General features: G+C 64.3%; 12 protein-coding genes. 8 read left to right on the forward strand and 4 right to left on the reverse strand.

Translation table 11 applies throughout. The features are described 5' to 3' along the window. Window positions 1–448 precede the first annotated feature (448 nt). From hydA to preA, 3 genes are all read left to right on the forward strand, one after another. Window positions 449–1,888: a dihydropyrimidinase gene (gene hydA, locus GGI48_RS02065; protein WP_179596679.1), complete on the forward strand. Its 1,440-nt coding sequence runs from the start codon at window positions 449–451 to the stop codon at window positions 1,886–1,888. 154 nt (window positions 1,889–2,042) lie between these two features. After that, entirely contained in the window at window positions 2,043–3,410 is a 1,368-nt protein-coding gene (locus tag GGI48_RS02070; protein ID WP_179596681.1) for an NAD(P)-dependent oxidoreductase, read from the forward strand. Continuing rightward, a complete protein-coding gene (gene preA / locus GGI48_RS02075; protein WP_179596683.1) occupies window positions 3,411–4,697 on the forward strand; it encodes an NAD-dependent dihydropyrimidine dehydrogenase subunit PreA in 1,287 nt (428 codons plus the stop codon). It abuts the gene before it with no gap. Window positions 4,698–4,765: 68 nt separating this feature from the next. Here preA and GGI48_RS02080 read toward each other — a convergent pair whose 3' ends face one another. Then, window positions 4,766–5,386 carry a TetR/AcrR family transcriptional regulator gene (locus GGI48_RS02080; RefSeq protein ID WP_016963023.1) on the reverse strand — a complete coding sequence of 207 codons (621 nt, stop codon included), beginning with the start codon at window positions 5,384–5,386 and terminating at the stop codon, window positions 4,766–4,768. A gap of 264 nt (window positions 5,387–5,650) precedes the next feature. On the opposite strand from GGI48_RS02080, the gene GGI48_RS02085 reads away from it, so the two are divergent. The 3 genes from GGI48_RS02085 to copD are packed head-to-tail and all read left to right on the forward strand — an operon-like array spanning window position 5,651 to window position 7,365. Continuing rightward, window positions 5,651–6,085, forward strand: coding sequence for a GNAT family N-acetyltransferase (locus GGI48_RS02085; protein ID WP_016963022.1), 435 nt, complete (start codon window positions 5,651–5,653; stop codon window positions 6,083–6,085). Between the two features lie 32 nt (window positions 6,086–6,117). Continuing rightward, window positions 6,118–6,486: a copper homeostasis periplasmic binding protein CopC gene (copC, locus tag GGI48_RS02090; protein ID WP_179596685.1), complete on the forward strand. Its 369-nt coding sequence runs from the start codon at window positions 6,118–6,120 to the stop codon at window positions 6,484–6,486. Between the two features lie 3 nt (window positions 6,487–6,489). Beyond that, entirely contained in the window at window positions 6,490–7,365 is an 876-nt protein-coding gene (copD, locus tag GGI48_RS02095; RefSeq protein WP_179596687.1) for a copper homeostasis membrane protein CopD, read from the forward strand. A gap of 241 nt (window positions 7,366–7,606) precedes the next feature. Here copD and GGI48_RS02100 read toward each other — a convergent pair whose 3' ends face one another. Further along, on the reverse strand, window positions 7,607–8,731 hold the full coding sequence (locus GGI48_RS02100; protein ID WP_016963019.1) for an HlyD family secretion protein: 1,125 nt from the start codon (window positions 8,729–8,731) through the stop codon (window positions 7,607–7,609). Continuing rightward, window positions 8,728–10,383 carry an MFS transporter gene (locus tag GGI48_RS02105; RefSeq protein WP_179596689.1) on the reverse strand — a complete coding sequence of 552 codons (1,656 nt, stop codon included), beginning with the start codon at window positions 10,381–10,383 and terminating at the stop codon, window positions 8,728–8,730. The genes GGI48_RS02100 and GGI48_RS02105 overlap by 4 nt, the downstream gene beginning before the upstream one ends. A gap of 214 nt (window positions 10,384–10,597) precedes the next feature. Here GGI48_RS02105 and dapF point away from each other — a divergent pair, with 214 nt between their 5' ends. Next, window positions 10,598–11,392: a diaminopimelate epimerase gene (gene dapF / locus GGI48_RS02110; RefSeq protein WP_179596691.1), complete on the forward strand. Its 795-nt coding sequence runs from the start codon at window positions 10,598–10,600 to the stop codon at window positions 11,390–11,392. A 6-nt stretch (window positions 11,393–11,398) separates the two neighbouring features. Here the strand turns inward: dapF and GGI48_RS02115 are convergent, their stop codons facing one another. Continuing rightward, window positions 11,399–12,883, reverse strand: a complete 1,485-nt coding sequence (locus tag GGI48_RS02115; protein ID WP_103740661.1) for a DASS family sodium-coupled anion symporter — start codon at window positions 12,881–12,883, stop codon at window positions 11,399–11,401. 299 nt (window positions 12,884–13,182) lie between these two features. Between GGI48_RS02115 and GGI48_RS02120 the strand changes: the two genes are divergently transcribed. Beyond that, on the forward strand, window positions 13,183–14,790 hold the full coding sequence (locus tag GGI48_RS02120) for a methyl-accepting chemotaxis protein (protein ID WP_409565338.1): 1,608 nt from the start codon (window positions 13,183–13,185) through the stop codon (window positions 14,788–14,790). The last annotated feature ends 34 nt before the right edge of the window (window positions 14,791–14,824 follow it).

The raw sequence follows: 14,824 nt of genomic DNA on the forward strand, positions 1-14,824 counted from the left end.
ATCCATGTAAACAACTGATGTGATTCAGTTTTATTCAATCAACTTTGTAGCCCCAGGTTAGTTGCGCATTCACTCAGGCCGGGTGTTTGGCAAGTTGTCCATTCGGTCAGGACCCAAAGCAGTGCACGGTTATTTTCTTAGTTGCCTGTCGTTCTTCGCAGCGCCTCCTCAAACGGCTGATTTGACATAGGAAATCTCGACCATTTTTCGATCCTGTCAAGTGCGTCAAAATGGTGATGATGTGCACCATTTTGCGGATTTTGATTTTTATTCGTTTAATTTCAACAACTTATAATTAATATATGCTTATAAAAAATATTCTTGCTGTTTCTTTGAACTGCGGCTAGCTTCTAATCCTGACACCGCTGACAGGATTATTAAGTTGTCAGCGCGTTCAATAAAAAAGTTAGAACCGACAACAGTCGGTCATGCCTGCGAGGAACTCGGAATGTCTCTGTTGATCCGTGGCGCCACCGTTATTACCCATGATGAAAGTTATAAAGCCGATGTGCTCTGCGCAGAGGGTCTGATTCGCGCCATCGGCAACAATCTGGATATTCCCGCCGGCTGTGAAGTGCTCGATGGCAGCGGCCAATACTTGATGCCCGGCGGCATCGACCCACATACCCACATGCAACTGCCCTTCATGGGCACCGTGGCCAGCGAAGACTTCTTCAGCGGCACGGCGGCGGGCCTGGCGGGGGGCACCACTTCGATCATCGACTTCGTGATTCCCAACCCCCAGCAGTCGTTGCTGGAGGCCTTCCACCAGTGGCGCGGCTGGGCCGAGAAATCCGCCAGCGACTACGGCTTCCACGTGGCCATCACCTGGTGGAGCGAGCAGGTGCGCGAGGAAATGGCCGAACTGGTGCAGCACCACGGCATCAACAGCTTCAAGCACTTCATGGCCTACAAGAACGCCATCATGGCCGCCGACGACACCCTGGTGGCCAGCTTCGAGCGCTGCCTGGAACTGGGCGCGGTGCCCACGGTGCACGCGGAAAACGGCGAGCTGGTCTATCACCTGCAGCGCAAGCTGCTGGCCCAGGGCATCACCGGGCCGGAAGCGCATCCGCTGTCGCGACCCTCGCAGGTGGAAGGCGAAGCCGCCAGCCGGGCCATTCGCATCGCCGAAACCCTGGGCACGCCGCTGTACCTGGTGCACGTCTCCACCCAAGAGGCGCTGGACGAAATCACCTACGCCCGCAGCAAGGGCCAGCCGGTCTACGGTGAAGTGCTGGCCGGCCACCTGCTGCTGGACGACAGCGTGTACCGCAATCCGGACTGGCAGACCGCCGCCGGCTATGTGATGAGCCCACCGTTCCGCCCCCGTGGTCATCAGGAAGCGCTGTGGCGCGGCCTGCAATCGGGCAACCTGCACACCACCGCCACCGACCACTGCTGCTTCTGCGCCGAACAGAAAGCCGCCGGCCGCGATGATTTCAGCAAGATCCCCAACGGCACCGCCGGCATCGAGGACCGCATGGCGGTGCTCTGGGATGAAGGGGTGAACAGCGGGCGCCTGTCGATGCAGGAGTTCGTCGCCCTGACCTCCACCCACACCGCAAAGATCTTCAACCTCTACCCGCGCAAGGGCGCAATCCGCGTCGGTGCCGATGCCGACCTGGTGCTCTGGGACCCGCAAGGCACGCGGACCATCTCCGCCAAGACCCACCACCAGCAGGTGGACTTCAACATCTTCGAAGGCAAGACCGTGCGCGGCGTGCCCAGCCACACCATCAGCCAGGGCAAGCTGGTGTGGGCCGACGGCGACCTGCGAGCCGAACGCGGCGCCGGGCGCTACATCGAACGCCCGGCCTACCCGGCGGTGTTCGACCTGTTGAGCAAGCGCGCCGAGCGGCACAAGCCGACGGCGGTTAAACGCTGAGACCGGGGGCGTTGCCCCCTATCGCGAGCAAGCTCGCTCCTACATAAAAAACACGACCCTGTAGGAGCGAGCTTGCTCGCGATCCGGACGCCCTCGCCCGCTTGTAAACATGCCCGTCAGAGGCAGCCGCTAAAAAAACCGTGAGGCCAAAACCGTGATCAAGACCTTGAACCACTTGCCCCACCCGACCCTGGACGGCGCCACCCTGGCCGGCCATTTCAGCGATCTGGCGCCACCGCTCAACACCCGCCAGGCCCATCTGGAAGCCTCGCGCTGCCTGTATTGCTACGACGCGCCCTGCGTCAACGCCTGCCCCAGCGAGATCGACATTCCTTCGTTCATCCGCAATATCCACACCGACAACGTCCAGGGCGCGGCGCAGAAGATTCTCTCGGCCAACATCCTCGGCGGCAGCTGCGCCCGGGTCTGCCCCACCGAGATCCTCTGCCAGCAGGCCTGCGTGCGCAACAACGCCCAGGAGTGCGCGCCGGTGCTGATCGGCCTGCTGCAACGCTATGCCCTGGACAACGCGCACTTCACCGAGCACCCGTTCCAGCGCGCCGCGCCCAGCGGCAAGCGCATCGCCGTGGTCGGCGCCGGCCCGGCGGGTTTGTCCTGCGCCCACCGCTGCGCCCTGCACGGCCATGAGGTGGTGATTTTCGAAGCCCGGGAAAAAGCCGGCGGCCTCAACGAATACGGGATTGCCAAGTACAAGCTGGTGGATGACTTCGCCCAGCAGGAGCTGGAGTTCCTGCTGGGGATTGGCGGCATCGAGATCCGCCATGGGCACAAACTCGGCGCCAACCTGAGCCTGACCGAGCTGCACCAGCAGTTCGACGCGGTGTTCCTTGGTCTCGGGCTGGCCGCCAGCAAGCAACTGGGGCTGGAGCATGAAGACGCCCCCGGGCTGCTGGCCGCCACTGACTACATTCGCGAACTGCGCCAGGCCGACGACCTCAGCCAGTTGCCCCTGGCCGACCGCTGCATCGTCCTCGGCGCCGGCAACACCGCCATCGACATGGCGGTGCAGATGGCGCGCCTGGGTGCCCGTGACGTCAACCTGGTGTACCGCCGGGGCGTCGAGGACATGGGCGCCACCGAGCATGAACAGGACATCGCCAAGGCCAATCAGGTGCGCCTGCTGACCTGGGCCGCACCGCAAGAAGTGCTGCTGGATGACCAGGGCCGGGTGCGCGGCATGCGCTTCGCCCGCACCCAGATGCGGGATGGACGGTTGCAGACCACCGGCGAAACCTTCGAACTGGCCGCCGACGCCATCTTCAAGGCTATCGGCCAGTCGTTCGACGGTAGCGCCCTGGCCGATCCACTGGCTCGGGAACTGCAGCGGTGCGGCGAGCGGATCCAGGTCGACGAACAGCTGCGCACCAGCATTCCCGGGGTCTATGCCGGGGGCGACTGCGTCAGCCTCGGCCAGGACCTGACCGTGCAAGCGGTGCAACACGGCAAGCTGGCCGCAGAAGCCATGCATGCCCAACTCATGCTCAACATGGAGGCTGCGTAAATGGCCGATCTGTCGATTGTCTTCGCCGGTATCAAAGCCCCCAACCCGTTCTGGCTGGCCTCAGCGCCGCCCACCGACAAGGCCTACAACGTGGTCCGCGCGTTCGAGGCCGGCTGGGGCGGCGTGGTCTGGAAAACCCTGGGTGAGGACCCGGCGGCGGTCAACGTCTCGTCGCGTTATTCGGCGCATTACGGACCGAACCGCGAAGTGATGGGCATCAACAATATCGAGCTGATCACCGACCGTTCCCTGGAGATCAACCTCAAGGAAATCACCCAGGTGAAGAAGGACTGGCCGGACCGCGCCTTGATCGTGTCGCTGATGGTGCCCTGCGTCGAGGAATCCTGGAAAGCCATCCTGCCCCTGGTGGAAGCCACCGGTTGCGACGGCATCGAACTGAACTTCGGTTGCCCCCACGGCATGCCGGAACGGGGCATGGGCGCGGCGGTGGGCCAGGTGCCGGAATACGTCGAGCAGGTGACCCGCTGGTGCAAGACCTATTGCTCGCTGCCGGTGATCGTCAAGCTGACGCCGAACATCACCGACATCCGCATGGCCGCCCGCGCCGCCCATCGTGGCGGGGCGGACGCGGTGTCGCTGATCAACACCATCAACTCCATCACCAGCGTCGACCTGGAGCGCATGGTGGCCCACCCGATGGTGGGCCACCAGAGCACCCACGGCGGTTATTGCGGCTCGGCGGTCAAGCCGATTGCCCTGAACATGGTGGCCGAGATTGCCCGTGACCCGCAGACCCGCGGCCTGCCGATCTGCGGCATTGGCGGCATCGGCAGCTGGCGCGACGCCGCCGAATTCGTCGCCCTGGGCTGTGGCGCCGTACAGGTGTGCACCGCGGCGATGCTGCATGGCTTTCGCATCGTCGAGGAAATGAAGGACGGCCTGTCGCGGTGGATGGACAGCCAGGGCTACCACAGCCTGCCAGACTTCTCCGGGCGCGCGGTGGGCAACACCACCGACTGGAAGTACCTGGACATCAACTACCAGGTGATCGCCAGGATCGACCAGCAGGCGTGCATTGGCTGCGGCCGTTGCCATATCGCCTGCGAAGACACCTCGCACCAGGCGATTGCCAGCCTACGGCAAGCCGACGGCAGCCATAAATACGAAGTGATCGACGACGAGTGCGTGGGTTGCAACCTGTGCCAGATCACCTGCCCGGTGCAGGACTGCATCGAAATGGTGCCCCAGGACACCGGCAAGCCGTTCCTCGACTGGCTGCACGATCCGCGCAATCCCTACAGAGAAGCAGCTGCAAGCGGCAAGTAGTAACGGCAGCTACAAGCGGCAAGCCTGGCCCACTTGCAGCTTGCCGCTTGTAGCTTGCCGCTGCCCTTCTAGGGTTCCAGGCCAATGCCCCGCAGGATGACGCTGGTGACGGTCTGCACCGCGCGTTCGAATTGCAAATCCGACAGCGGCTGGTGGTCGTTGAGGATCATCACTTGATGATCGAAGTCAGCGTAATGCTGGGTCGAGGCCCAGATCATGTACAGCAGGCTGGAAGGCTCCACCGGCAGGATCCGCCCGTCCTCGACCCATTGGCGGATCTTGGCTTCCTTCATCTTTGCCCAGTCGTACAGGCTGGCATCCAGCGCCTCGCCCAGGGTCGGCGCGCCATGGATGATTTCGTTGGCCCAGACCTTGGAGCCGTAGGGCCGGCTGCGCGAGTGCTGCATCTTGGCGCGGATGTAGCTGCTGAGCACCACCCGCGGGTCGTCGAACATTTCGAAGCACAGGGCGTCCTGCTTCCACACGTCCAGCAGATCCAGAAGCACGGCGCTATAAAGCTCGTTCTTGGTGCTGAAGTAGTAATGCAGGTTGGAACGCGGCAGTTGCACTTCTTCGGCGATGTCGGCCATGGCGGTGCCGGCATAACCTTTTTCGGCGAAGATTTTCTCCGCCGCCAGGAGGATTTTTTCCACGTTGCTGCGACGAATCTCGATCTTGTGATTGCCCATGAGGGCTCCTACGGAAACAGTCTGCGGCAAGACTAGCATCCGCCCGCTCACTGCGGGGAGCTGTCAAGCCCGCGACAGGGCGGCCCTGCATTGACCTTTCGCCGCCCGACCTTATTGGGTAGGATCGGCCTCCCGCTCATTTGCAGCAGTCACTGCGGTGCTCCGTCCAGGCGTTAATTCGCGACACGGGCATACAGGTCGCTGCCCGAATGCCGGCCCTGCCCCACCGCCGGCCATCTGTCCTGTTACCGATGGAACACACTCATGACGATTCGCCCTCGCGTCGCTGCGGACGACGCCTTGCTGACCGCGCTCTGGGAGCGTTCGGTCCGCGCCACCCATGACTTTATTGCCGAAGACGATATCCAGCGCCTGTATCCGCTGGTACGCGACAGCTACCTGCCGGCCCTTGAAACCTGGGTCTGGGACAACCCCGACGCCAGCCCCGGCGGTTTTATCGCCACCAGCGACGACACGGTGCAGATGCTGTTCATCGAACCGGCCCAACGGGGCCAGGGCATCGGTCGAAAACTTCTGGATCACGTGCGCCGTCCGAACCTGAAGGTCGACGTCAACGAACAGAACCCCCAGGCCCATGGCTTCTACCGTCACTACGGTTTCGTCGACTGCGGCCGCTCGGAAACCGATGGCGAAGGCCGGCCGTTTCCGATCATCCACATGCAATTGCAGGATCGTTGAGCCCCTGCTCTCTTTATTGAAGGTAATCCTCGATGTCACTGAAAAACCTCTTCACCACCACCGCCCTGCTCGCCTCGCTGCTGGGCGCCTCCTCGGTATTTGCCCACGCCCACCTGAAAAGCTCGACGCCGGCGGCCGACAGCAACGTGACCGCGCCCAACGAACTGCGCCTGGTGTTCAGCGAAGGCGTGGAAGCGGCCTTCACCCAGGTCAAGATCAGCAAGGACGGCGCGCCCCTCGAAGTGAAAAGCCTGGCCACCGAAGGCGCGGACAAGAAAACCCTGATCGTCATCCCGGCCGCCACGCCGCTGCGCGCTGGCGAGTACAAGGTGGAGTGGCATGCGGTGTCGGTGGACACCCACAAGAGCGAAGGCAGCTACAGCTTCAAGGTGAGCCCGTAAGCCATGGCGACATGGCTGGTGCTGTGCCGCTTCGTGCACTTTGCGGTGGTCCTGGCCCTGGTCGGGGCCTGGGTGTTTCGCCCGCTGTTGCTGGGCCGTGATGCCGCGCAAAACGGCCATGGCGTCGTGCGCCAGCAACTCGATCGGCTCAGCCGCTGGCTGGCGCTGATCGGCCTTTGCAGTGGCCTGTGCTGGTTGCTGCTGATCAGCGCCAGCATGGCCGGCTCCTGGCCGGCGGCGCTGGACCCGGCAACCGTGCAATTGGTGCTGGGCAAGACCTTCTTCGGCCAGGTCTGGAGCTGGCACCTGCTGCTCAACCTCCTGTTGCTGGGCCTGCTGCTGACTACCCTGGGCCGGCGCCTGCCGCTGCAATTGGGGCTCGGTGCCCTGCTCCTGGCCACCCTCGCTCCGGTGGGCCACGGCGCCATGCTCGATGGGTTGGCCGGGCAGATGCTGATCCTCAATCAGGTCGTGCACTTAAGCTGTGTCGCCATCTGGTTGGGGGGCTTGCTGGTGTTGCTGCTGGTGTTGCGGCAACCACCGCAGGCCTCCGTGGAACCGCTGTTGCGGCGTTTCAGCGGTGTGGGGTACGGCTTGGTCGCGGGGTTGCTGGCAAGCGGCCTGATCAATGTGCGGGTGCTCACCGGGCAATGGTGGCCAACACCCTTGTTCAGCGGCTTTGCCCTGATCCTGCTGATCAAGGTGCTGCTGGTGGCGGGAATGCTCGGGCTGGCCCTGTTCAACCGCCTGCGGATTCGCGGCTGCGACCAGCGCCTTACCAGCCTGCGCAACAGCGTGCAGCTGGAATGGCTACTGGGCGTGGCCGCAGTGGCCGCCGTCTCGCTGCTGGGCACCTTGCCCCCAATGCAGGTTATCTGAACGATCCCCCCTTGTAGGAGCTGGCTTGCCAGCGAAAGCGTCCGCAGCATCAGCGCAAATTTTGCGGGCCTCTTCGCCGGCAAGCCGGCTCCTACGGGAATGGCGGTGTGGGCGGGGTCGTGGAGACACCGCAGGCCCACGGTAGGAGCTGGCTTGCCAGCGAAGGCGTCGGCATGGGCGGTGCACGTCTGGCGGGCCGCTTCGCCGGCAAGCCGGCTCCTACAGAGCGGCGGTGTGGCGGCTATTGGCTGGTGTCGATGCTGACCACCACCGACAACCCCGGCCGCAGGCGTTCAAGCTCTGGCTGGTCCGGGTCGACGCTGATTCGCACCGGCACGCGCTGGGCAATCTTGACGAAGTTGCCGGTGGCGTTGTCGGCCTGCAACAAGGCGAATTCGGAACCGGTGGCCGGGGAAATCCGCTGCACCTTGCCGCTGAAGGTGCGGTGATTGAGGGCGTCGACGGTAAAACTCACCGGCTGCCCGACCCGCACATTGTCCATCTGGGTTTCCTTCATATTGGCAATCACCCACAGCTGGTTCGGCACCAGGGCCATCAGTTGCGCGCCGGAGTTGACGTAGGCCCCCAGGCGCACACCGATCTGCCCCAGCTGGCCGTCGCGGGGCGCGAGGATGCGGGTGTTGGACAGGTCGATGCGCGCCAGCTCCACCGCGGCTTCGGCGCTGGCCACCGCCGCTTCCAGGGAGCCGCGGTTGACGATCACCGTCTGCAGGTCCTGGCGGGCGATGTCCAGTTGCGCCTGGGCCTGGGCCACGGCGGCGACAGTCTGGGCATTGGCCGCGCGGGTCACGTCCAGCTCGCGCTGGGACACTGAACCGTCGGCGATCAGCGCCTGGTTGCGTTGCAGGTCGGCCGCGCTCTTGCGCGCCTGGGCCTGGCTATCGGCCAGGGCGGCCTGGCGCAGCTTGATGGTGGCTTCGGCGCTGTTGCGCTGTTGCAGGGCATTGGCCAGGGCCGCCTTCTGCACCGCCAGTTGCGCCAGGGACTGGTCCAGGCGCTGCTGGTAGATACGGTCGTCGAGGCGCACCAGCAGGTCGCCGGCCTTGACCTGTTGGAAGTCCTGCACTGGCACCTCGAACACGTAGCCGCTGAGCTGCGGGCCGATGATGGTCACTTGCCCGCGCACCAGGGCGTTCTCGGTGCTTTCGATGGCGCTGGAAAACGGCGGCAGCTGCCAGGCGTAGAGCACGATCAGCACGCCGACGATGGCGATGGCGGCAAAGCCCAGGGACGAGAGGATGCGCACCGCCAGCGGTCGCGGCTCGGTCGCCGGAATACTCGGCGGACCGTTGGGCTCGGGAGTCGAGGCGATGGCGTTGGTGGTGGGGTTGACGGTTTCGCTCATGAACTTGGGGCACCACTTTGTTGAACGGGAGCCGCGGGCGCGACCGCTCGGGTCGTGCTCATCAGCCACAGGCTGCGGATGAAGATCCAGAGCATGGTGAGCACGGCAATCACCGCGATCAGCATGAATACATCGTTATAGGCCAGCACGTTGGCCTCGCGGGTGGCCGCAGTGGCCAGGCTGCGAATGCCTTGCAGGGTGCGCAGGTCCGGGTCGGCAATCACCTTGCCGTAGGCCGCGCCGCCGCTCTGCACCCGGGCCAGGACCTGGGGATCGAGCAGGATCAGTTGCTCGACGATATGGCTGGAATGGTACTTCTCGCGCACGATCTGGAAGGTCCCGAGCAAGGCCGAGCCGATCAGCCCGCCGAGGTTCTGGCAGATGCCGAACAGCACCGAGAAGCTCACCAGGTTGCGCGGGTTGGTCAGCACATTGCGGGTGCCCAGGACCATGGTCGGACCGAGAAAGAAGGTGCCGCCAAAGGCCAGCAGGAACTGGCTGAGGTACATGTTGGCCGGGCGCGTGAGGTTGCTGGAGAAACTGTCCATCACCGAGCCCACGGCCATCAGCGCCAGGGAAATGACCAGCGGCATCAACAGGTGCGCCGGGTTGATGGTCAGCGCGCTGGTGGCCAGCCCGGCGATGCTGCCCAGCAGCATCACCCCGTAAAGCAGGCGCATCTGCTGGCTGCTCATGTTCAGTGCCTGGAGAAAGCCCACGGCGCCGGTGGACTGTTCCGACAGCACCATGCGGATCAGGATCACCGCCAGGGCCAGGCGGATCATCGCCCCGCTGCCCAGCCAGCGGGTCATCAGCATCGGGTTGCTGCGGTTATGCTCGATGCACAGCCCGGCCAGGATCAGCACGATGGAAGCGGCACTGGCGTAGCCGATCCACGGCGCCTCCAGCCACCAGTCGATGCGCCCCAACGACAGCACCGCGCACAGCAGGGCAACGCCTGTGGCCAGCAGGGCGAAGGTCAGGAAGTCGAGTTTCTCGAAGGTCCGGAAGCGGTCCCCCGGCGGCAGCTTGAGCAGGAACACGCAGCCCAGGGAGGTCAGCGCCAGGCCCAGTTCGAACAGGTACAGGCCGCGCCATTCGGCGATCTGCAGCAGGTCCTCGGAAAACAGCCGGGCCAGGGGCAAGGCCAACTGCGAGGTGCCCAGCCCCGCCACCAGGGCCTTGAGCCGCCATTTCGCCGGGAAGGCCTGGACCATGTAGTACAGGCCCAGGGAACTCAGCGCGGCGCCGACCATGCCATGGGCCGCGCGCACGGCGATCGCCGAACTCAAGTCGTTGACGAACAGGTGGCCGAAGGTCACCAGGGCATAAAGCACCAGGAACACTTCGGTGAAGGCGCGCAGGCCGAACTGCTGGCGAAACTTCACCAGCAGCAGGTTCATCGACACGTTGGTCATCACGTAGGCGGCCGGCAGCCAGGCCATTTCCGCGGTGGTCGCCCCCAGCGCTCCTTGCAGGTACGGCAGGTTGGCGATCACCAGCGAGTTGCCCAGGCCGCCGGTGATCGCCACCAGCAAGCCCACCAGGGCATAGGCCAGGCGCTTGTGGCTGGGGTGCAGCGGTGTCGAGGGCGAACCGGGCAAGCTGGGCTTTTCGTGGGGCTGCCAGTTGCGCGGGGCGTAATGATCCATGCCGTGACCTTGTGCTGTGCCGAGCGCTGTTGCTGCGGTCGACGATGTTCGCGGTGCTCCGGCAGTGTGCCGGAAAATCCCGCCGTCCAGGCAATGCCCGGGCATGCAGGATGAATTTTATTTTAAGGCGCTGGCGCCGGTGGCTTTTTTTCGCAATCCTACGCTCGCTGGTGGTCGTTGAACCGGCTGCCTGCCCTCGCCTGTCGGAGCCCGAATGCCGCTGAACTTTGTGAAGATGCACGCCAATGGCGACGACTTCGTGCTGATCGATGCCCGTGGCCGCGCCAACCCGATCACCCGCGAGTTGGCCCGGGCCCTGGGCGATCGCCGGCGCGGCATCGGTTTCAATCAGTTGGTGGTGCTCGGCGATTGCCACGAGAGCGCGGCGCAACTGACCTTCTTCAACGCCGATGGTTCCAGCCTGGACACCTGCGGCAGCGCGACCCGAGGCGCCGCCGACCTGCTGATGCAGGAAAGCGCCGCCACCTCGGTGCAGGTGAAAACCGCCCGCGGCCTGCAGCACTGCCTGCGCCTTGAGGATCAATCGGTGTCCGTGGAAATGGGCCTGCCGTCATTCGACTGGCAGGCCATTCCCCTGGCCCGCGAGCTGGACAGCCTGCACCTGCCACTGCCAGGAACACCGGCGGCGTGCAGCATGGGCAATCCCCATTGCAGTTTTTTCGTCGACGATCTGGGGCAACTGGACATTGCCGCGCTGGGCCCAAGGATCGAGAGCGACCCGCTGTTTCCACTCAAGACCAATGTGCACTTCATCCAGGTGATCGACCGCCAGACCATCCGCCTACGCATCTGGGAGCGCCATGGCGCCATCCCCCTGGGCTCCGGGTCCTGTTCCTGCGCGGCGGCGGTCAATGGCATCCGTCGTGGCTTGCTCGACAGCCCGGTGCGGGTGCTGTGCGACGGCGGGCCGGTGACGGTGAGCTGGGACGGCCAGGGCAAGGTGCGCCTGGCCGGCAGCGTGACCCGGGTGTTCAGCGGGTCACTGTGAAGGGCACTACATCCAGCCCAGCCACTTCCACCAGGTCATGGCGAACACCAGCATCAGCAGGTAGCCGATCAGCGTCACCAGCAGCCCGACCTTGGCGAACTGCCGGGCATTGAAGGTCTCGGTGCCCAGGCAGACCATGTTCTGCGGCGCGTTGATCGGCAGGATGAAACCGTAGCTGACGACAAAGCCCAGGAGCATGGTCATGCCCAGGCGGCTGAATTCCCCGGGCAGGGTTTGCAGCACGGCGATCAGGATCGGCAGCAGCGCCGAGGTCAGGGCCGTGGCGCTGGCGAACCCCAGGTGGATCAGGATCAGGAACGCCGCGAGAATCGCGAACACCGCCAAAGGCCCGACCTGGTCCAGGCCGGTGTGGGCCACCACCTGCCCGCCCAGCCACTGCCCGGCCTGGGTGCTGAGCAGCGCCGAACCGAGGCTGATGCCGACCCCGAAGACGATCACCGTGCCCCAGGGAATGCGCGACTGCACGTCCTTCCAGGTCATGATGCCGACCCGTGGCAGCAGCAGGATCACCAGCCCGGCGTAGGTGGTGGTCGTGGTGTCGAAGGGGTGCAGCTTGCCTTCGGTGGACCAGGCCAGAAGCAGCAGCAGCGACACCGCCAGCAGGCGCTTCTGCGGCCCGGTCATGGGGCCGATGTCCGCCAGGGACTGGGCCACCGCTTGCTTGCCGCCGGGAATGCTGTCGGTTTCCGGCGGCAGCAGTTTCAGCACCAGCCACAGCAGCACCAGAGACATGATCAGCGCCCAGGGCGCGCCGGCGATCAGCCAGTCGAGCCAGGCCACGCGCTGGCCGAGCATCTTGTCCATGAAGCCTACGGTCAGCAGGTTCTGCGCCGCGGCGGTCTGGATCCCGACGTTCCAGATGCTGGTGCCCTGGGCCACGACGATCATCAGCCCGGCGGCGATGTTCGAGCGCTTGTCGACGCCGAAGGCGGCAATCACCCCCATCATGATCGGCACCACGCAGGCACTGCGCGCGGTGGCGCTGGGCACCAGCAGGCTGAGGAGGATGGTCACGGCAATGGCGCCGATGAGGATGCGCCGGGTGCTGGTGCCGACCCGGCTCAGAGTCACCAGGGCGATGCGCCGGTCGAGGCCGGTGTGGGTCATGGCCGCGGCGATGAACAAGGCACCGGCCACCAGGGCCAGGGCCGAGTTGGAGAACCCGGTGAGGGCCAGGCTGATGGCCGCCGAGCTGCCATAGAGCTGGGTCGGGTCCTGCAGGGTTGGCGCGGTGCCGATCAGGAACGCCATCAGCGCGGTGATCATGATCGCGCTGGCCTCGTAGGACACCGCTTCGCTGATCCACACCACCACGGCAAACGCCAGGATCGCCAGCATCCGCTGCCCCGCGACCGGCAGGTCGGCGGGCAGCGGCAGGAGCAGTACGGCGACCAGCGCCAGCACGCCGATCAACAGCCCGACGGGCAAGCGCGCCCGGGCCTCGGAGGTTTGAATGTCAGGGGGGGTCATGCGGGGGTATTCCTTCTCCGGTTGGGCGTGCACAGCATGCCTGGGTCTTCGGCAAACGGCCTTGATAAGGGTCAAATGGAGCCGCACGAGGGTCGCCTAGACTGCACAAGTGACGCCTGCAAAAAAGGCATTGCCCGGCCTGTCGCCTTGCTGAACAATCGCGAAAAAACTAGAAATACTTTTTTACATTTCTACAGATTTTTCACTTCAATGAGATCAGATTGGCATCAAGGCGACAGGGAGTCGAAGTATCAGCCGTACCACTCCAAACAAGCAGGTGCCTTATGGTGACAAGAAACATGAAATTGACCTTGCGTGCGCTAATCAGCTTCGGCTCGATCTGCGTGTTATTGGTTGGCCTGGGAGGACTGGCCCTGTGGAAGATGGGACAGATCCATGACGCCGCGGTAGAACTGCAAACCAACTGGCTGCCCAGCGTGCGGCAAGCCACCCTGATTGAATCCAGCACCCTGCGCCTGCGTCTCGAAACGCTGCACTATGTCACCGAGAATGCGGCTGACAAGGCCGCCACACTGAGCAACCTCGCAACCCTCAAGAGCAACCTCAACCAGGCCATCAAGGACTACGCGGCGCTGGTATCCAGCCCCCATGAGCAAGACACCTACGACCGGGTCAAGAGCGGCGCCCAGGCCTACCAGGACAAGCTGGCCGTGCTCCTGGAAAGCAGCAAGACCAGCAGCACCGAAGAGGCCACCAACTATGTCAACCAGGTGACGGTGCCCCTGGCCAACACCCTGCAGTCCTCCATCGATGAGCTGATCCGCATCAACGAACAAGGCGCGGCGCAATCGGCCACCGATGCCGGCACCCAGTTCACCGCCGGGATTACCCTGACCGGGGTGATCATTGTCGTGGCCATCCTGCTCACCGCGCTGATTGCCCTGCTCTTCACCCGCAGCATCATCCTGCCGGTGCAGACCCTGCTGGCGACCACGCGGAAAATCGCCGAGGGCGATCTGCGCACCCAGGTGGAAGTCAGCGGCCAGGACGAACTCACCGAACTGCAGACCGCCACCCGGGCCATGCTCGACAGCCTGAAGTCGACCATCCGCCACATTGCCGATTCGTCGACCCAACTGGCTTCGGCCGCCGAGGAGATGAGCGCCATCACCCGCGAGTCCAACGCCGGCATCCAGCAGCAGAGCATGGAGACCGAACAGGCCGCCACGGCGGTCAACGAAATGACCGCCGCCGTCGAGGAAGTGGCGCGCAACGCGGTGTCCGCTTCGCAGTCGACCCAGGAATCCGAGCGCTCCGCCGGGCTGGGCAAGGAGCGGGTCGAACAGACCATCCACTCCATCGAGAAGCTCACCGGCACCGTGGAAAACACCCGGGTGGAAATGGCCGGGCTGGCGCAACAGGCCCAGGACATCACCAAGGTCCTGGACGTGATCCGCGCCATTGCCGAGCAGACCAACCTGCTGGCCCTCAACGCCGCCATCGAGGCCGCCCGGGCCGGCGAGCAAGGCCGCGGTTTTGCCGTGGTCGCCGATGAAGTGCGGGCCCTGGCCCACCGCACCCAGCTCTCGACCCAGGAAATCGAACAGATGATCCAGGGCATCCAGAGCGGTTCGAACAAAGCCATGCTGTCCATGCAACAAAGCAGTGAGGACGCCAGCCAGACCCTGGCCATCGCCCATGAAGCCGGCTCGGCCATCGGTCACATCACCCAGGCCATCAGCCACATCAACGAACGCAACCTGATGATTGCCACCGCCTCGGAGGAACAGGCCCAGGTGGCGCGCTCGGTGGATCAGAACCTGATGAGCATCCGCGACCTGTCGGTGCAGAGCTCGTCCGCCGCCAGCCAGACCTCCATTGCCAGCAGTGAACTGTCGAACCTGGCGATGGGTCTGAACAAGCTGGTGGCACGCTTCTCCCTGTGAGACGGGCCCAAGCCCGCCTGGAAGTCAGGTAGCA

Source organism: Pseudomonas protegens (assembly GCF_013407925.2).
Lineage (GTDB): Bacteria > Pseudomonadota > Gammaproteobacteria > Pseudomonadales > Pseudomonadaceae > Aquipseudomonas > Aquipseudomonas fluorescens_AP.